Genomic DNA, 19,185 nt, shown 5'->3' with positions numbered 1-19,185 from the left:
AATCCGACGAGGACCTCGAGCTCGGCGAGCGCCTCGTCGCCGGTATCGACCCGGCGCCGGGTGTGCGGCATGGTGCGGGCGGTGGGGAAGCGCGGGCGTGCGTTCCTGGTCGTTCGCGTCGGTCCTGGCGGGGGTGAACGTGGCGTCCGGCTACGGTTGTAGGAGACGGGGGGCATATCGCCGAGGTGTAGAGAAAGTCCGCCCACTCCCACGTCCAGGTCGTGCACCCGCTGCAGGATCGGAGGTGTCAAACCGAGCGTGCGAAGACTGGAGGGGTCATGAGGGCCAAAATCAGCAATGACGGATCCGGGGACATGAGACCTGACATCGCCGAGTCATGGCGCCGGGCCAACCTTGCCGGACTTGATCCCACTGCGCCGTTCCAGGACCCGGCAGACGTGGAGATCGACACCGAGAGTTCGTTGCTCGTCGGAGCCGCGCCGGTGCTCGATGAGCTCGAGTCGAGCCTGCGAGGAAGCAGCTACGCGACCGTGCTCGTCGATCGAGACTGCCGGGTCGTGCGACGGTGGTTCGACGACAGACGCGTCGGGGAACGCTTCGACACACTCAACCTCCGAATCGGCGCAAGTCTCCTCGAGGACACGATAGGCACCAACGCGCTCGGGACAGTCATGGAGACTCGTCGTTCAATCGCGATCAATGGAGCGGAGCATTTCGCCCAGTCGCTTCGTTGTTTCAGCTGCTACGGACATCCGATCCGCCACCCGTTGACGAAGCGTATCGAGGGAGTGCTGGACATCTCCGCGAAGATCAACAAGGCCAGCCCGCTGCTTCCGCCGCTCATCGCTCGCGCCGTCCACGACATCGAGCAGCGACTGCTCGACGGGAGCCGTGCCTCGGAAAAGAGCTTGTTGGCGGCCTTCCAGGTCGCCGCTGGTCTGAGGAGGCGCGCCATCGTCGCGATCGGCGAGAACATCGTGCTTTCGAACCAGAGTGCATCAGACCTGTTGAGCGCCGCTGACATTGCGCTGCTCCGAGTCCTCATGGACGGGCCGACAACGCGGCAGGACACCAAGGTCGAGCTGTCTCTTGCGTCCGGGCAGCCAGTCAAGATTCACATCACCAAGATCGATGGGGGAGGGGCCGTACTCCGTGTGGATCCGTGCATCTCCGGTCGCACTCGGTCCGTCGGACGATCCCGATCAAACCTTGCGTCGGCTGCGGCGCGGACGATCGTGGCCGGCGAGCCAGGCACGGGCCGCACCACGAGAGCGCGCCAGCTCGCGGCACGTCCGCCGGCGAAGCTCCTGAGCCCCGCCCTCGCACTCGTTAATGGTCGTGAGTCCTGGGCGCAGGACTTCCAGAATGCGGTGCGGGACTCGACGGGGTCGGTGTGCATCGATGGCATCGATCTGTTGCCCGACGAGCTGCTCGACCTGGTGATCGAAGCCGCCGGTGCCCGGGACAGGCCGCAGCTGATCTTCACGTCCGGTCCGATCCGCGGCTTGACCGGCCGGGCCGCCTTGCTCGCAGGCATGGCCACGCAGCGTGAGGAGCTTCTCCCGCTCTCCGTGCGGCGTAAGGATATCCCCGAGATCGCCAATGCGATGCTCAGGTCCATTGGGGCGGATAAATCCGTCCATTTCACTCCGCGAGTAGTTCAGGCGTTGTCCGCACAATCGTGGCCGGGCAATCTGCGAGAGCTCAACGCCGTGATCGAGTACATGGCGAATCGGCGCACAGTAGGCGGTCTCGTGATGGACGATCTGCCCGAGCAGTACCGTTCGGTGGATCCAGCGACCCCGATGGCGGCGCTCGACCAGGCCGCACGTGACGTCATCGTGGCGGCGCTCAGGCATGCCGGCGGCAATAAGGTCAAGGCCGCAAGAGCCCTAGGTATGTCACGCACAACCTTGTACGCCCGCATGCGGACTCTACGGATCGCGACCTCTGACGCCTGGACATCGTAGTCGGACTGTCCAGAGACTGAACACCTCTCAACGCGCAGAGCGTGAATGCTGTGTGACGCAAGCAACCTAGACACGTGGCGTCAACCTCCGGAGGTATTTTGTGACCGCACAATTGACAGACCTGCACGACTCGGTCGTTCCGAAGGTTCGGGAGTTCCTGAGCCGACCCAAGAAGCTCTTCATCGGTGGCCAGTGGATTGACGCGGCAAGCGGCCGCTCCTTCGAGACCATCGATCCCGCGACCGGACAGGTCCTCACGACCGCGGCGTGGGGCGAGGCCGAGGACATTGACCGAGCAGTCAAGGCCGCACGCACCGCGTACGAGGGAGAGTGGAGCCTCTGGACTCCAGCGCAGCGCCAGCGACTGTTGTTCCAGATCAGTGAGAAGATCTACGAGCGTGCCGAGGAGCTAGCGCAGCTCGAGGCTCTGGACAATGGCAAGTCCGTCGGCGTGGCGCAAGCCGTCGACGTCACGTGTACTGCGGAGCTCTTCGCGTACTACGCGGGTTGGGCCACCAAGATCGAGGGTCGCACAATCCCGGTCTCCGTCCCCTGGGCTCCGGGCACGACGTGGCATGCCTACACGCTCCGTGAGTCCGTGGGCGTGTGTGGGGCTATCGTGCCCTGGAACTTCCCTCTCCTGATGGCGGCGTTCAAGATCCCCGCTGCACTCGCGTGCGGAAATGTCGTCGTGCTCAAGCCGGCCGAACAGACTCCACTTTCTGCCCTCCTGCTGGCCGAGATCATGGCCGAGGCCGGGCTGCCCGACGGGGCGTTCAATGTCATCACCGGGTACGGCGACGCCGGGGCCGCCCTTGCCTCGCACATGGACGTCGACAAGATTGCGTTCACCGGGTCGACCGAGGTAGGCAAGCTCGTCGTCGACGCTGCGAAGGGAAACCTCAAGAAGGTCTCGCTTGAGCTCGGCGGCAAGAGTCCCCAGATCGTGTTCGCAGACGCCGACCTCTCGACCGCGATTCCAGGAACTGCCAGCGGATTCTTGTTCAACCACGGCCAGGCCTGCACATCTGGCTCTCGTCTCCTTGTCGAGGACTCGATCTTCGACGAGTTCACCCAAGGCGTGGCCGAGGTCGCGAAAGCCAGCAGGATCGGCCATGGCTTCGACCCCGAGGCTGAAGTCGGACCTCTCATCTCCGAGGAGCAGCTCACCCGAGTGACGGGCTACATAGATGCGGGCCTACGGGACGGCGCTCGTGCGCTGTCCGGGGGCGGTCGCCACGGCACGGACGGTTTCTACGTCGAGCCGACCGTTCTGGTCGACGTGAAGGACGATTTCAGTGTCTATCGCGAGGAGATCTTCGGCCCCGTCGTGGTCGCCACCCCGTTCAACGCCGAACGGGGTGTCATCACGCAGGCAAATGACACCCCGTTCGGGCTGGCGGCCAGCGTCTGGACCCAGGACATCTCGAAGGCGCACCGGACAGCTCGCCAGATCAAGGCAGGCAGCGTGTGGATCAACTCGCACAACGCGTTCGATGCCGCTCTGCCCTTCGGCGGGTACAAGCAGTCCGGCTGGGGCCGCGAGCTGGGCGAAGGTGCGATCGATGAGTACACCCAGACGAAGACGGTGAACGTCGCACTCTGACAACGGTGTGGCTCTCGTCGACTCCACAATGGATTCGACGAGAGCCACGTGACTGTACGACCTTCGCGGGACGAAGGTGTGAACTCACTTCTGAAACCTATACCCTGAGGGCATGTGGATCCTAGAGGCCCTCGAGGACGGTGACCTCGGTGAGTGAGTTGTCTGACCGGCGACGATTTGATCGCGGTGGCGACATCCCTGGCCTAGACGCCGATCTGTGCGAGTCGGAGGAAAACGGAGCGAGCCGTGCGGGGCGCACGAACACCGAGTGGGTGTACGAGACGCTGAAGGGCGCGATCCTCGACGGCACCCTCGAACCGGGCACGGCTATCTCACAGAGCACGCTGTTTCAAAGCATCAGCGTCAGTCGCACGCCGGTGCGCGAGGCGATCCGCATGCTCCAGGCCGAGGGGTGGCTCGAATCCCAGCCCAACAAGCGCGCGCGGGTCGCGCCGCTGTCGGCCAGCGATGTCGAGCAGCAATTCGCCGCGCGCATCGCGCTGGAAGGGCTCGCGGTCGGCATATCCGTGCCGCACATGGCTGACGACCTGCCAGAGATGCGGGACCTCCTCAGACAGATGCGGGTGGCAGTGGAAGCGCACGACTACGAAGCGTGGGTCACCCCCCACAAAGCCTTCCACCGCGCGCTGACACGGGGAGCTGGCGAGATGATCGGCCAGTTGTGTGCCTCGTTGTCGGACTCGACGCAGCGCTACATCAATCTTTGCATGAAGGACATGCCGATGGCCTACATGCTCGGCGAGGCTGAGCACCAGACGATCTACGAGGCGTGTGAGGAAGGCAATTCGCTGGTGGCATCGTCGCTGCTCGCCAAGCACCTGGCCCGCACTGCCATTCAACTTGTGGGAATATTGGATCCATCTCGGGAGCCGACGCCGATTCGCACGGCGGTCAAGCTGATCGGCGATCCGGGCATCGATGCCCCCTCCACGAAGTCCCGCGGGGCGCTTTAGTTTCTGGGGATGTTGTGGCCGGTGAGGTCGATAGGTGACTTTGCCGCCGATCCCGGTGTGGGGTCGGGTGGTGATGGAGCCAGGCCCAGTCGGCGGCCAAGGTGCGAGTGAAGCGCTCGACCTTCCTGTTCGGCGATAGGGGCGGGTGTAGCCGTAGTTGAGGTTCGGACTGTGCGCCGCTGCGAAACAGGATGAGCGATAGCAGGATCCGTTGTCGGTCAACACTGCCCGCACCTCGATATGGTGGGCCGCGAAGAATGCTCGGGCCCCGTTCCCAGAACGCGACGGCGGTCTCGTTGTGTTCGTCATGGTGTTCCTCCGAGTCCGCCACGCCTGGCGGCTGGGAGGCGCGTAACCCACGCCCTGCTTCTTGTTGCGACGGTTGCCGATGCTCCGCCCGACTTTGCGGTGCCAGCCTCCGTCGGGAATGCGGCCGAGTTTCTCAAGGTCCACGTGGACCCGTGCGCCCGTGGTGTTCGTAGTGGTGGGCGGCGAACGGGAAGTCCGGTGGCCTGATCAAGCTTCGACAGTGGATCGGGGCAGGTGCAGGTAGCTGAAGCGGGGTGGCCGCCAGCGGTGGGTGAACCGAGGCCTGATGATCCGCCGTTGGTGCCGTTCGGTTTGCGAATGCGGTGCGGTGTGGGCGGGACTCCTCCCGCCTTTTCGATGAACTACGGCTAGACGCTTGTTAACGGTCCATGAAGCGGCGGGCCCGTTTTTCTAATGCCTGAAGGTCATCGATTTCGCTTGCATCAATCAATTCGCACAAAGTGGATACATGTCGTTGACGTTCACGAGATGAAAAGTATACAGTTTCGCGCATGGTGACGAAGGACACATCGACGGTTCATCGGGTACCCGCTCTGCGGCTCACCGGGATTCGTAAGAGCTATGGCGGTGTCCAGGCTCTTCGTGGCGCTGATCTGACGATCCCGACCGCCGGCACGGTGCTCGGCCTGTGCGGGGAGAACGGGTGCGGCAAGTCAACCTTGCTCCGGGTGTTGGCGGGACAGGTCCGACCGGACGCCGGACGCATCGACATCGACGGCGAGCCCGTCACGTTCTCCAGGCCGCAGGAGGCAATCCGCCACGGCATCGTGACCGTGACCCAGGAAACCACGCTGGCACCCGAGCTGACCGTCGCGGAGAACATCTACCTCGGCCACCGGATGGCCCGCACACGATTCGGCATCGACTGGAAGCGCACCATGCGGGACGCCCATGAGCTGCTTGCGCGATTCGGCATGGACATCGACCCGGCATCGCCGGTGCGACAGTTGCGACCGGACCAGCAGCAGCTGGTCGAGATCGTGCGTGCACTGTCGATCGACGCTCGGGTGCTCATCCTCGACGAGCCCACCAGCTCTCTGACCGACGATGAGGTCGATGCGTTGCTCGACCGTGTCAGAGGCCTCGCAGACGGTGGGGTGTCGACCATTTTCGTGTCTCATCGGCTCGAGGAGGTCTTTCGCGTCGCGGATCGGATCGCGGTGCTGCGCGACGGCCTCCTTGTCAGCGAGGGGCCGATCGCCGACTACGACGAAACGTCTTTGATCGAAGCGATGGTCGGCGCCAGCCACCAGACGCTCGCAGAGAACCATCGTGTGCGCCCGACGGCAGACCCCGTCCTCCGCATCCGTGAGGTCACAGTCCCTGGGGTGATCGAGGAGATCTCACTTGACGTCGCTCCCGGTGAGATCGTCGGACTCGCCGGACTTGTGGGTGCCGGCCGCAGTGAGCTGCTCGAGACGGTGTTCGGACTCCATCGACCGGCGACCGGGGTCGTCGAGCTCGGCGGCGCGCCATTCCATCCGAAAGGGCCCCGTGACGCGATCGGGGCCGGCGTGGGTTATGTCCCGGCCAACCGCAAGGAGCAGGGGCTGGTCCTCGGCATGAGTGTCCGCGAGAACCTCGTCATGGCGTCGACTGCATGGTCCCGCCGCGCGAGAAGGCACCGCGCCAAGGAGGAAGGCCCCGTAGTGGCCGACTCCATGGTGTCGATGCAGATCAAGGCCGTGTCACCTAACACCACTGTCCAGACTTTGTCTGGTGGTAACCAGCAGAAGGTCGTGATGGGCAAATGGCTTGCGATCAGGCCGCAGGTCCTGCTCCTCGACGAACCAACCCGCGGAGTCGACATAGGGGCCAAGACCGAGATCCACCGGCTGCTCATCGCCGCTGCCGACGACGGCCTGGGAATTCTCGTTAGCTCGTCGGAGAATCCCGAGCTGCTGAGCATCTGCGACCGCATCGCCGTGATGTTCCGTGGACGGATCCGTGCGGTGCTGTCACGGGCGGAAGCCACCGAATCCACCATTGCCCACTACGCCGGAGGTCACGAGTGAACACCATCGACAGCACGTCAACAAAGAGCATCAACAACAGTTCCACGATCTCCAAGCCGCCGCCCGAACGCCCGTCGTGGGCCAGCCGACTCCCGCGACCGACCAGCGATGGCTTCGGTCGCTACGGCGCGGTGCTTGCTCTGCTCGTGATCATGTTTCTCGTGCTCAGCATCACGCAGGACCAGTTCCTAACGGACCAGAACATCAAAAACCTGCTCGCGAGCGTCTCCGTCGTCTCGATCTGCGCCTGCGGGATGACGTTCATCATCCTCACGGCGGGCCTTGATCTCTCGATCGGAGCCACGCTGGCACTCTCCGGGATCTTCCTGGCGAAGGTCATCGAAGCTGGTGTCCCCGGAGCGGTGGCTGCCTGTCTGACCGTGGTCTTCGGCTTTGTCGTGGGCGGAGTGCTCAACGGCATACCGATCGGGAAGTGGCGACTCTCGTTCTTTGTCGTAACGCTCGGGGTGGCCTCCGTGCTCACCGGTGTGGTGAACATCTGGTCCGAGAGCAAGACGACCTACGTCACGTCGTCGTTCGTCGACAGTGTCGGATTCTCGAACATCCTGGGGCTTCCTGTCCCGGTCTGGATCATGGGCGCCTGCTTCGCGCTGTTCGCGTATGTCCATAAGAGGACGTACTTCGGTCGGGATCTCTGTGCGATCGGCGGAAATGTCGAAGCTGCACGTCTCACGGGCATCAACGTGGCCTGGACGACGGTGTCCGTGTACGCGATCGCCGGAGCGTGCGCCGGGCTCGCTTCCGTGGTGCAGACCGGCCGACTGGGGGCTGCGAGCCCGCTCGTCGGCACCGATATCGCGCTCGCGGCGGTCGCAGCGGTGCTCCTTGGTGGCACTACGTTCACCGGCGGCGTCGGGGGTATCGGTGGGACGGTTGTCGGTGTGCTCTTCGTGGGCGTCCTCCAGAACGGCCTCGGCATCGCCGGGGTCTCAGGCTACTGGCAGCAGGTCATCACCGGCGCCATCCTCGTCTCCGCGGTCGGCCTTGACCGCCTGCGCCAGACCGGATGGTCGGCCCGCCTCTCACGCGGTAGCGCGTCGGGAGGAGACGGCCCGGACGCGGTTATCACAGGCGGGCCGCCATCGGCCGCCGCGACATCCGACCAGCTCACCTAGATCGAAGGAATTATGTACATGTCCATCCACACAAGAAACCGACCTGGGCGCGTCCTCGCGGCCGCTGCGTTCATTACGAGCGCCTGCCTGTTGATGATGACCGCGTGCAGCTCCAGTGACACCTCGACCGGCGACGGGTCCTCGCCGGGAGCGGACGCGGCAAGCATTCCGCCCTATTCGGGCCCGGAATCTGATCTGCCCACCAGCTACGGCCTGCCGGCGAAGAAGCCGGGCAAGACGCTGACGTTCGGCTATCTCAACAACACGTCCGGCAACGAGCTGACCAACGCGTTGGGCGAGGGCTTCGAGGCGGAAGCCAAGTTCCTGGGGGCCAAGACGATTGTCCTCGACAGTCAGCTGAAGGTCGACCGTGAGGTCTCGAACTTCCAGCAGCTGCTGGCCCAGAGGGTGGACGGGATCCTCGTCAATCCGCTCGACCCTAAGGCGCTGTCTCCCCTCATCAAGCAGGCACAGGAGAAGGGCATCCCGCTGATCGGGGTCGATGTCGCCCTCGAGAACGGCGAGCTGCCCGAGGGCTTCACCGGTCAGATCATGAAGGGCGCGGACCACCAGGCATACGAGACGGTCAAGGCGATCGCCGCTGAGAAGGCGGGGGCCAAGTTCGGGATCCTCAACATCGCGTTCCCGGTCGCGGGGCCTCTGTACCAGATGGAGCGGTCGAAGTACTGGGCCGCGAAGTTTGGGCTGGAGTTCGCGGGAGAGCGGTCCAACGCCACCGACGACTCGAACGGAGCAGCGGCGGTATCCGGTCCGATGCTCAGCAAGGATCCCGACCTCGACGCCATCATCGCCTACAACGATCCGAGCGCACTCGGAGCCGTGACCGCGGCGCGAGCGAGCGGCCGAGAGCTGATCGCGGCTGGGTCGAACGGTGGCAGCGACGGAATCGGTGGTGTCAAGGCCGGCAAGCTTCTCATGACGACATCGGTCGACGCGGTCCGTATCGGCGCGATGGCGCTGGCGGGCCTCTACAACGTCCGGACGGACCAGAATCTCCCATTGCCCAAGTCGATCTTGGTCGCTGCCAAGGTCGTCACCAGGGAGAACGCCGACAGCTTCGCGAGCTTCGACGAATTGGCCGATTCGATCGAGCGGACCGGCCTCACCGCGACGCCATGAGCCCTGCTTGCGGCCCCGGATGCGTTGGGCATCCGGGGCCGCAAGGGCATCGCCTGGAACACCACCGCCCACGGGCGGCATCGAACACGGCACTGCAGTCCTGAGAGACCGAAGCAAAGGAAAGAAAAGAAAATGACTTCCACGATCGATGTTCCAGTCCTGATCGTCGGCGGCGGACCTGCGGGCATGAGCCTCGCGCTCCAGCTCGACCGCCTGGGGATACGAAGCATGCTCGCCGAGCGACGCCCGACGACTACCAAGCATCCGAAGGCCTTCGGATGCCAGGCGCGGACCATGGAGCACTTCCGCGTGTGGGGGATCGAGGACCGGGTCCGGGCGGCAGGTCTGCCCGCCACGGCCGACGTTGTCTGCTGGTGCGAGAGCCTCAGCGGTCCACTGGTGGCCTACACGCACCCAGAGGCGACGCTCAACACGCCCGCCCCGAAGTCGATCGTCTCGCAGGATGCGGTCGAAGAGGCCCTCGACGCGGCCCTCAGCACGAGTCCGGCCGCGAACATCCGCCGATCGACCGAGCTGGTGTCCTTCGAGCAGGACGTCGACGGGGTCAGTGCCCGTTTGCGGAGCGTAGAGACTGCCGAGGAGGTGCTGGTACGCGCTCAGTATCTCGTCGGCTGCGATGGAGCCGACAGCGTCGTGCGCGACCGGCTCGGCGTGGAGATGGACGGTCCCGAGACCATCGCGCTCTGGGCCAGTCACTACTACCGCGCTGATCTCAGCCGTCTCCCGCACGTTCGCAGTGCCATCGGGTTCCTCGTTCGGCCGTCCGACCCGTCGCGGCCGCACATCGACGTGCTGGCCAGCGGCCCGGACGCGGACCGCTGGCGTTTTCTCGAGAAGCTGAAGGAGGGGCAGGAGCCGCTCACCGAGCAGCAGCTCATCGCCCTCGTCCGCGACTACTGGGAAATCCCGGACCTGAAGGTCGAACTCATCAACGTCATGCCCTGGCGAATGAGTGCCCAGGTGGCCAAGGAGTTTCGCAGAGGACGCGTCTTCCTGGCAGGCGACGCAGCCCACCGCTTCCCGGTCACGGGCGGCATGGGGCTGAACTCGGGCATCCAAGATGTACACAACCTTGCGTGGAAGCTCGCGATGGTGCTCGACGGACAGGCCGAGGAGATGCTGCTCGACACGTACGAGGCCGAACGCCGTCCGGTGGCGCAGGACAACACCGAGTGGTCGGTAGGAAACTTCCGCAGAATGCAGGAAATGGACGTGGCCTTCCAGAACCGCCGCGAGGACCCCCGGACCTGGCGCGACCTGTTGGTCGACATGGACGAGCAGATCAACTGCGAAGGCCAGTCGCTCGGATACATCTATGCCGACGGTGCTCTGATCGACGATGGTTCCCCGATGCCCGAGCACGAGGCCCAGTACTACTGGCCGACGGACCGACCCGGCGCGCGGTTTCCCCACATATGGATCGACGCGGATCAGACGGAGTCGACGATCGACTGGTTCGACATGTCGTTCGTCCTCGTCTGCGGTCCTGGGGCGCAGGGGTGGGCGCGGGCCGGCACAGCCCTGGCAACCGAGCTCGACCTGGCGCTCGAGATCAAGCAGCTGACGGCGCTGCTTGGTCCGTTGACGATTGAGCGCGACGGTGCGGTGCTGGTCCGGCCTGACGGCTATGTCGCCTGGCGGGCGACAGGCCCCGGAGACCCGGGCGAGCTCCGAGATGCACTTGAGCGTGTTGTCGCCGGTGGGACGCTCGCCCGAGAACTGCTGGAGACGTCGTGAACTCGTTGGGCATTTATCCGGCCCGTACGGAATCCCAAACCACATCCGTTGTCACACGAAAGGAAGCGCGATGATCGAGGTGCCTGTTCTCGTGGTCGGTGCCGGTCCTGTCGGCATGAGCCTCGGGTTGTTGCTCGACCGCTTCGGGATCTCGAGTCTCGTTGCAGAGCGCCGCCCGGCGACCACGGTGCACCCGAAGGCGTACGGCAGCACCGCGCGCACGATGGAGCACTTTCGAGTATGGGGCATCGAGGACCAGGTGCGTGGCGGCGGGCTGCCGCCGAACTCCGACGTGATCAGCTGGTGCGAGAGCTTAAGTGGCCCGATCGTCGCGCTGACTCATCCGGAACCCAGCAACAACACGCCGTCCCCGAAATCGATCGTCGCGCAAGATGTCGTCGAAGAGGCACTCGACCACGCGCTCTCGACCCGGCCCCGGGTCGACCTTCGTCGTTCGACACAGGTCATCTCGTTCCAGCAGGATTCCGAGGGGGTGACCGCACTACTCCGCCATGTCGACACCGGCGAGGAGTTCGAGGTGCGATCTCGCTACATCGTCGGGTGCGACGGAGCTGCGAGCCTCGTACGCGAGCGAGTCGGCATCGAGATGGAAGGGCCCGAGACGCTGCAGGTGCGTGCAACCCACTACTTCCGTGCGCCGGTGGGACACCTGCCTCACGTTAGGCGCGTCGTGGGATTCCTGTGCCGCCCGAAAGGACGTCCAGCCCTCGACGTGCTCGGGACCGGGCCGGACGGGGACCGGTGGCGCTTCATTCAGCTGCTCGGCGACGGAGAGGAGCCGTACAGCACCGATCATCTCATCGACCTCGTACGCGAGTACTGGGGGATCCCCGACCTCAAGGTCGAGCCGATCAACGTCCAGGTGTGGAACATGAGCGCGCAGGTCGCGAAGTCGTTCCGCCGCGACCGGGCGTTCCTCGCTGGCGACGCCGCCCACCGTTTTCCGCCAGCGGGCGGTATCGGGATGAACTCCGGCATCCAGGACGTTCACAACCTCGCCTGGAAGCTCGCTGCGGTGCTGGACGGCAGTGGCACTGTTGCGCTGCTCGACACTTACGAGACCGAGCGTCATCCGGTGGCGTGGTCGAACACGAACTGGTCGGTCGAGGGCTTTGACCGGATCGAGGAGATGGATGAGATCTTCCACAACCGTCACGATGATCCCGAGCCCTGGCGCGCACTCCTGATCGATCAGGACCGACAGATCAACTGCGAGGGGCAAGCGATGGGGCTCATCTACGCCGACAGTGCCGCCGTGGTCGACGACGGTTCACCGGTCCCGCCTCACGACTCACGGTATTACTGGCCGACCGATCGACCGGGCGCCCGGTTCCCACACATGTGGCTGGATGCGGCCGAGACCGAGTCGACCATTGACTGGTTCGACACGGCGTTCGTCCTGGTCTGCGGCCCCGACGCGACTGGCTGGAAAGCAGCCGGAGAGGATTTGGCGCGCGAGGGGAAGATGCCACTCCTGGTCAAGGTGCTGCCGCACCTGGTTGGACCTTTGACCCTCGGGCACGAGGGCGCAGCACTGGTTCGACCCGACGGGCACGTCGCGTGGCGCTCGCAAGGGTCTGGTGCGCCCGAGGACCTCGTCGCGGCGTTGGCAGATGTGCTCGCCGGCGCGGCAGGTGTCGACTCACTGGCACTCGCTGTTCGCGGGTAGCCATTACGTTCGGCATGTCGGGTGCGCACGGCAATCGTCGTGCGCACCCTTTATCTACTACGTTGACCCATCCGTGATACCGCTCTAGCGACGCAACCGGAGGATGCGCCCAGAATCACTTCTCTTCGCAGAGAGGTCTTGCGGAAGCACTTGAAGAAACAGGCGGTTCTCGTGCGGCCCTGCAATTTCTGGATATATCTCTTGACCCAAGTAACTCGAAAAGTATACACTTTACGAGTATTCACAGAGACCAGCGGGTGCGAGCCATTGGGAGTTCCTACCGTCTGGAGTACGTGAAGAAGGGGAATCCTTCTCGGCAGGACAGGGCGCCCAGGCGGCAGCGCTCGCACCTTTACGAGGTGAACCAGATCCCGCCGATCCTTCGAGAGTTGGCTCTCGTCACGAGGGAACCCTGCCCGGCCATTAGGTCAGATCAGCGATCTGACCTAATGGCCGGAACTCAAGGCCAGATCGCTGCGAATCCTCGTGGTTATCCGCTGACGGACACGTCCGGAGCAACAACCCACCAGACCACCTCGACGAGAGGCGAACGATGAGCGAAGACACCTTCCCCCGAGCTACGCCGGGCACCTATCGGCTGGACCCGATCCACTCCACCGTGGGGATCTCGGCAATGCACAAGATCTCCCGATTCCGGAGCGGGGTCGCCGAGTTCGACGCCACCCTTGAGGTGGACGACTCCGGCGAGATGACCCTGAACGGCTCGGCTAGAGCCGCCAGCATCCAGGTCAAGAACGACGAACAGTACACGCATCTGCAGTCGCCAGAATTCTTCGACGCCCTGCGCCACCCGACCGTTCAGTTCCGGTCGACGTCCGTGACCCTCGCCGATGACGAAACACTCGTCGTCATCGGCGATCTGACGGCGCGGGGTCACACCGAGCGTGTGGAGTTGCGTGGCCGACTGTTGTACGTGGCAGACGACTCCCACGCCACTGAGCGTGTCGGGATCGACCTCGAAACGGTGATTGACCGCAGGCGGTTTGGCGTGACATGGAACCAGCGACTCCCCGGAGGACGGTATGCGCTGTCGAACGAGGTTACGCTTACAGCCGAGTTCGAGCTGCCGAAAGCGAAGGTATAGGCCGTGACTCAGGCGATCACTCGGGTCCTGGGAATCTCGGGCAGTCTCCGGCGCGACTCGTTCAACACCAAGCTGCTCGCAGTCGCGGCCGATGGGTTGCCGGCCCGCGTTGAGTATCAGCGCTATGAGGCGCTCAGAGACATCCCGCCGTTCAATGCTGACGATGAAGGGACGCCGCCGGCTGCCGTCAGTCACTTTCGCAGTCTGCTCGATTGGGCAGACGCCGTGATCATTGCGACGCCCGAGTACAACGCGTCGATCCCCGGCCAGTTGAAGAACGCGTTTGACTGGGCGTCGCGCCCGGTGACAACGGCAGCACTACGTGGGTTGGCAGTCGCAGTGATCGGTGCCAGCACGTCCAGCTTCGGAGCGACCTGGGCCCAGGACCAGCTTCGCGGCTCTCTGGGAGCAGCCGGCGCTCGCGTGGTGGACCTCGAGCTTGCCGTCGCCGAGGTGGAGGATCAGCTCTCGGATGACGGCACATTCAGAGACCCGCAACTCTTAGACCAGTTGACAGCGATCCTCGACGCGCTCATGGCCGAGGCAGACATTGCTGCAACGGAGCGGGACGCCTCAGCGCCGCTGGGTGCGTCGCGCTAGCTCAGCCGCGCTGCACGTTCAATGACTGACTACCTCGATGATGGCGCGAAAGGTATCGGAAGGGATTGCAACGTTGAATGGGATGGCGATGTTACCCGGGTCCGTCCGGAGATAGAGGCCGCGGCAAGCAGGACATCCATGGACTCTTCGGCGTGACGGCGTCTGGACGCCATCGAAGCGCCTATTCCTGCTGGTCACGGCCCTCCGGCCAGCTGAGACCAACGCGCAATACCAACACGACCACGAGGGCCTGTACGGAATCGCGGGGGAGCGCCCACTTCTTTTGGGGCGCGGCAAGATACTCGAAAATGGGCCAGTATGTGGCACCGCCACGACATGGGCAACGGAGGGTAAGACCGAACATGACTGTTGACGCCGAGCGGACAGACACCGCGCCTCCACGCTTCCCCCACCCGGACGCCTTGGGACCCCGGCCGTGGTTCCGAAGGCGGTTTCCCCGATCATCCGAGCTGGCACCGTTGCTCAGACCACGACCATTCATCCTCGACAGAACCGATCGACGGCTAGCTCGCGCCGAATCAGTCAGCGCACTGCGCGCCATCGCACGACAGCGAGTGCCACGTGCAGTCTTCGACTACACCGATGGTGGCGCCGGAGACGAGATCGCGATGGAACGGTCTGCGGAGTTTTTCCGCGACATCGAATTCCACCCACGCGTGCTGCGGGACGTGTCCCGGGTCGATACCCGTACCCCGGTGCTGGGATCGGAATCGGCTCTTCCCTTCGGCCTGGGACCCACGGGCTTCACCCGGATGATGCATCATGAGGGCGAAATCGGGGTGGCCAGAGCCGCCGCCAGAGCCGGTGTACCGTACGCACTCTCGACCATGGGAACCACATCGCTCGAAGACGTCAGCGATGCCGTCCCTGCGAGCCGAAAGTGGTTCCAGCTCTATCTGTGGCGCGACCGCGAGGCCAGTCGAGACCTCGTGCGGCGAGCCGCCGAGGCAGGATACGAGGCTCTCGTCCTCACCGTCGACACCCCGGTCGCCGGCCCCCGTCTCCGCGACGTACGCAATGGGCTGACAATACCCCCGTCGCTGACACTTCGAACCGTCGTGGACGCCAGCCGCAAGCCGTCGTGGTGGTTCAACCTGCTCTCCACTCCGCCACTCGAGTTCGCCTCGATGAGCTCGAAGGACGAGACGATCGCACAGCTCGTGGGGTCGATGTTCGACCCCGCTGCAACGGTGGCCGACCTGGGCTGGCTGCGCGAGATCTGGGGCGGCAAGTTAATCGTCAAGGGCGTCCAGGGCGTTGCCGATGCGCGCGCTGTCGTTGATGCAGGTGCCGACGCGGTCGTGGTGAGCAACCACGGTGGCCGCCAGCTCGATCGCGCACCGGTCCCCATGGAGCAGCTGCCGGCGATCGCGAAGGCCATCGGGGATCACGCCGACGTCTTGGTTGACGGTGGGATCAGGTCCGGAGCCGACGTGGCGGTGGCGTTATGTCTCGGGGCCGACTTCGTGCTCATCGGCCGGGCATACCTGTTCGGCCTCATGGCCGGAGGCGAGCGAGGTGTCGATCGAGCACTGGAGCTGATGGCTGTCGAGCTCCGGAACACGATGCAGCTGTTAGGAGTCGACTCCATCGACCAGCTTCAGGACAGTCACGTTCGGCGGCGCGACCAAAGAGGCTGAGCCGCACACGCTCACGCTGTCGATGATCAACTAGGGCGGCGACGGGTATTCCCTGCTGGCACAGCCAACGAGAATTCCAAGAACTCCGACCACGTTCGCGTCGATGAGGCTCCCCCGATTGATGCAATTCCGAGCCGATACTGGTTGACTGACTGCAACCGGAATTCTCGTCTGGGTTCGAGGTGAGGGGGATGGTTTCCTAAGTCTGCGACGACGATAGCGGACATTGCAGCGCTGAATGCATCTCTCTTCTGCTTCGAATTCGCATGGGCAGGTGCTCGCTGAGTTACGACGGGTTCAGTGGACAACCGCTAGGGCTACTGGGTTCGTGGTCCGGTGTCGGTATATCAGGATTTGCATAGGCCAGCTCGTGTGAGGGGTCACCGCTGGCCTATGCAAATCCCTTCACCTACGCCGAGCCTGCAAAGGAGACCGAGTTGCAGCCTCGCTTCTCTGAAGTTTCGCCGATGTCCTTTGTCAGACTGACACCCTATAAGCGCAAGCAACTCCCGCCGATGTACGGGAATCTGCACGATTGCAGAGATGTTTCGGGGAACTTCGCGCAATCAAAATCGCGCGGTCGAGCGCGGTTTTGACGGCGTAGGTTGATCGTTCCACCTAGGTGTTGTCTAGGTGGAGGGTTCACGTCGCGGTGGTGGGCCTTGTCCGCGTGCATGTAGGTGGAGGTTTGGTGTGAACGCTGCCGTTCGTCTGCATCTCTCAACGCCGCAGTCTTGCAGTCGTGCTGGGTAGTCCGTGCGAGATCATTGTCGGAATTGGTGCTCGTTCTGACAGCAGCGCGCATCTCTCGATGGCCGGACACAGACGGTCAGGATTCTGGTGGAACGGAGGGTGTGCCGCGCCTCGGCTTCGAGCTTGGTCGCAGCGCGACCGATTATCCAATCATGGTCGCTGCGAGCGATACGACGCCAGCTGCGAGTGCGCCTCCAAAGGCGCCGAGGTACGGGTTCCCTACTGCAGCACCCAGCAATGTCATGCCACCGATCAGGGCGATCCAGAACATTCCGTAGGTCCTCCATTCCGAGCCGTCCGCGGCTGTCACGCGAGGCGTCCATTCTGGGTCTTCGTTTTGTCGCCTTTGCGGCGGCGGGGGAGTGGACGATGCGCGGGTGCATCCCGTGAGCCTGGTTAGCTGTCCTTTCGGAACGACCACGCAAGCGGACCTCTTCAAGCGCGGGTCCGGTCGGCATAGCTCGGTGTTCTGATGCGTTGATCGTGTTGTACCCGATAACAATTCCACCGGAATCTCTCATCATGTTTTCGTTCAAGTTTGATATTGTAAGTGTCTTCGGCTGGTGCAGGGCGACGAGTTTCGGCAGTTTCGCTGAAGTGAGTGTTCGATAGCCTCGGTCGGCTTCGGACCCCTGCGGGGCCATTGCCCTGCAGGAAGACATACTGCGGGGATAGTGCTACGTACACTCTTTCTATGCGTCGAGTGTCCATCCCCCCAGTGGGAACTCACGCCGTCGTGTTAAGGACGAGGCATTCCGTGGAAATCGGAAGGTCCACGAAGCAAAAGGCTTTGAGTATCGGCATGGGTGAGCCGTCCGGATAGAAGAGATGACTTAGTGCGAACGGTCGAGTTGTGTCCATACCGGATCGACTTCCTCGGTGTCCGCGGGTGTCCATCGCAAACGCGGCTTCATCGAGAGTGGCACGAGTTGGAAACCGTCGAGGTTAGCGTGGCCACCCTCACTGTATTCGTTGACTACGCGTGGGCCGCGCCCGGTGTCTGGACCAGGCGAGCCAACGCCAGGGGGTGACCGACAACATCCCAATGGAGGATTTCCTGGATCCAAATAGGGCGCGGGCTAGGGGTGGAAGGTGGTCGTGGCGTCGAGGGCGGCGCGGCCGGTGGTGATGTGGTTGACGGGCGCGTCCTTGTCTGCGTAGCCGAAGGAGATCCCCACGAGCAGCTTTCCCTCGTTCATGCCGAGTTCGTCGCGGACAGTGTCGGCGTAGAAGCTGAGCAGTCCCTGGGGGCAGCTGTCGACGCCGTACGCGGTCAACGCGAGCAGCAGTGTCTGGGTGTAGATGCCGACATCGGCAGCCAGCCGGGCTGCGCCGTCACCGGTGGCGAAGAGGAACGCAACGTGCGGGGCACCGTAGAAGCGCAGGCTCTCGGCATCGTAGGCGGCGCGTGCGGTGTGGTCGTCCAGTCCGATACCCAGTGCACCGTAGAGCTCGCCACCGAACTCGGCACGGCGGTCCTGCTGCTCCGGGGAGTACATGTCATCGTGGTAGGGGAAGTCGACGGTGGTGCGCTGCTCGGCGTGGGCGGCCACGATCGCGTCGGCGAGGCGGTCTTTCCGCGCCCCGCTCGCCACCTCGACCCGCCAGGGCTGCGCGTTCGAGTTGGACGGCGCGGCACCGGCGAGGGCGAAGACCGCGCGCAGAGTTTCCTCCGGCACCGGGTCGGGCCGGAACGCGCGGGTGGCGCGGCGGCTACGGATCAGCTTCTCCGCGTGGCCGCTCAGTTCGGTCGTGTGGGACGGGCTCATGGGGGCACTCCTCGAAACGACTTATGTATACGTGACCGTTTACCTAACGAAGGTGACTGTAGCAGCACTTCCGCCAAAAAGTAAACGCGTGCGTATACTCAGGCGTTATGGATGCGACGACGAAGGTCACTCGCCGCGGGCGCGGCGGGCGGGAACGGATCCTGGCTGCCGCCGCCCTGCTGTTCTCCAACCAGGGGATCAATGCGACTGGAATGGAACAGGTCGCGGACGCGGCTCCGGTGTCCAAACGCACTCTCTACGCGCACTTCCCGGCCAAAAGCGACCTTGTAATGGCGCACCTGCGGGAGCTGGCCACGTCGGGGCGGACCCTGGAAGGCGTGCTCACCCGCGAGGATCTCGACCCGCGGGAGCGGATTCTCCGGCTGTTCGATCCCCCGGTTCCGGCCACGTCCCCGGTGCGGGGGTGCCCGTTCATCGACGCCGCGGTCGAGTTCCCCGACCCGCAGAGCGAGGTCCACACCTACGCACGGGAGCAGAAGCTGCTGATGGCGCAGCTCGTCACCGAGCTGGCTGCGGAGCTGGGCGCCGCCGACCCGGCCGCACTCGCCGAGCAGCTGGTCACCCTCGCCGACGGCGCCGCCAGCCGCGCAATGGTCCTCGATCAGCCGGGCTACGGTCGGCACGCGCGCGTGGCCGCGGAAATCCTGCTCGACCGGACCCTCACACCCACAGGCTAAGCCTGAATCCGTGGATCGG

13 protein-coding genes and 2 pseudogenes are annotated in these 19,185 nt (G+C 64.2%); 12 read left to right on the top strand and 3 right to left on the bottom strand.

From position 1 onward, the window contains the following. Window positions 1–128: pseudogene (locus tag AZG88_RS55760) on the bottom strand (IS110 family transposase); the annotation flags it as partial. 186 nt (window positions 129–314) lie between these two features. Between AZG88_RS55760 and AZG88_RS28205 the strand changes: the two are divergent. The 3 genes from AZG88_RS28205 (at window position 315) to AZG88_RS28195 (ending at window position 4,511) form a co-directional block, all read left to right on the top strand. Next, window positions 315–1,931 carry a sigma-54-dependent Fis family transcriptional regulator gene (locus AZG88_RS28205; RefSeq protein WP_197487952.1) on the top strand — a complete coding sequence of 539 codons (1,617 nt, stop codon included), beginning with the start codon at window positions 315–317 and terminating at the stop codon, window positions 1,929–1,931. Between the two features lie 100 nt (window positions 1,932–2,031). Continuing rightward, window positions 2,032–3,537: an aldehyde dehydrogenase family protein gene (locus AZG88_RS28200; RefSeq protein ID WP_269455077.1), complete on the top strand. Its 1,506-nt coding sequence runs from the start codon at window positions 2,032–2,034 to the stop codon at window positions 3,535–3,537. Window positions 3,538–3,686: 149 nt separating this feature from the next. Next, window positions 3,687–4,511, top strand: coding sequence for a GntR family transcriptional regulator (locus AZG88_RS28195; RefSeq protein WP_037235688.1), 825 nt, complete (start codon window positions 3,687–3,689; stop codon window positions 4,509–4,511). A 39-nt stretch (window positions 4,512–4,550) separates the two neighbouring features. Here the strand turns inward: AZG88_RS28195 and AZG88_RS54325 are convergent. Continuing rightward, window positions 4,551–5,147: pseudogene (locus tag AZG88_RS54325) on the bottom strand (IS481 family transposase); the annotation flags it as partial. Window positions 5,148–5,332: 185 nt separating this feature from the next. On the opposite strand from AZG88_RS54325, the gene AZG88_RS28190 reads away from it, so the two are divergent. The 8 genes from AZG88_RS28190 to AZG88_RS28155 all read left to right on the top strand — a co-directional run bounded on the left by AZG88_RS28190 (window position 5,333) and on the right by AZG88_RS28155 (window position 15,946). Then, window positions 5,333–6,856: a sugar ABC transporter ATP-binding protein gene (locus tag AZG88_RS28190; RefSeq protein WP_052033366.1), complete on the top strand. Its 1,524-nt coding sequence runs from the start codon at window positions 5,333–5,335 to the stop codon at window positions 6,854–6,856. After that, the gene (locus AZG88_RS28185) at window positions 6,853–7,992 is read left to right on the top strand and encodes an ABC transporter permease (protein WP_061699790.1); all 1,140 of its coding nucleotides are present in this window, start codon (window positions 6,853–6,855) and stop codon (window positions 7,990–7,992) included. The genes AZG88_RS28190 and AZG88_RS28185 overlap by 4 nt, the downstream gene beginning before the upstream one ends. Window positions 7,993–8,010: 18 nt before the next feature. Beyond that, a complete protein-coding gene (locus tag AZG88_RS28180; RefSeq protein ID WP_197487951.1) occupies window positions 8,011–9,132 on the top strand; it encodes a sugar ABC transporter substrate-binding protein in 1,122 nt (373 codons plus the stop codon). A gap of 132 nt (window positions 9,133–9,264) precedes the next feature. Next, window positions 9,265–10,890 carry an FAD-dependent monooxygenase gene (locus tag AZG88_RS28175; protein ID WP_061699788.1) on the top strand — a complete coding sequence of 542 codons (1,626 nt, stop codon included), beginning with the start codon at window positions 9,265–9,267 and terminating at the stop codon, window positions 10,888–10,890. 70 nt (window positions 10,891–10,960) lie between these two features. After that, window positions 10,961–12,580, top strand: coding sequence for an FAD-dependent monooxygenase (locus AZG88_RS28170; protein ID WP_061699787.1), 1,620 nt, complete (start codon window positions 10,961–10,963; stop codon window positions 12,578–12,580). Window positions 12,581–13,133: 553 nt separating this feature from the next. After that, on the top strand, window positions 13,134–13,685 hold the full coding sequence (locus tag AZG88_RS28165) for a YceI family protein (RefSeq protein ID WP_052033363.1): 552 nt from the start codon (window positions 13,134–13,136) through the stop codon (window positions 13,683–13,685). A gap of 3 nt (window positions 13,686–13,688) precedes the next feature. Then, window positions 13,689–14,285: an NADPH-dependent FMN reductase gene (locus AZG88_RS28160; RefSeq protein ID WP_052033362.1), complete on the top strand. Its 597-nt coding sequence runs from the start codon at window positions 13,689–13,691 to the stop codon at window positions 14,283–14,285. A 422-nt stretch (window positions 14,286–14,707) separates the two neighbouring features. After that, entirely contained in the window at window positions 14,708–15,946 is a 1,239-nt protein-coding gene (locus AZG88_RS28155) for an alpha-hydroxy acid oxidase (RefSeq protein ID WP_061699793.1), read from the top strand. A 1,832-nt stretch (window positions 15,947–17,778) separates the two neighbouring features. On the opposite strand, the gene AZG88_RS28150 is transcribed toward AZG88_RS28155, so the two are convergent. Then, the gene (locus AZG88_RS28150; protein ID WP_037235682.1) at window positions 17,779–18,468 is read right to left on the bottom strand and encodes a nitroreductase; all 690 of its coding nucleotides are present in this window, start codon (window positions 18,466–18,468) and stop codon (window positions 17,779–17,781) included. A gap of 107 nt (window positions 18,469–18,575) precedes the next feature. Here AZG88_RS28150 and AZG88_RS28145 point away from each other — a divergent pair, with 107 nt between their 5' ends. Beyond that, window positions 18,576–19,166 carry a TetR/AcrR family transcriptional regulator gene (locus AZG88_RS28145; RefSeq protein WP_061699786.1) on the top strand — a complete coding sequence of 197 codons (591 nt, stop codon included), beginning with the start codon at window positions 18,576–18,578 and terminating at the stop codon, window positions 19,164–19,166. The last annotated feature ends 19 nt before the right edge of the window (window positions 19,167–19,185 follow it).

The organism is Rhodococcus sp. LB1, from assembly GCF_001583455.1.
Classification (GTDB): domain Bacteria; phylum Actinomycetota; class Actinomycetes; order Mycobacteriales; family Mycobacteriaceae; genus Rhodococcus_F; species Rhodococcus_F opacus.
The sequence above is the reverse complement of the archived record's forward strand: the minus strand, read 5'-3'. Positions and strand labels throughout refer to the sequence as shown.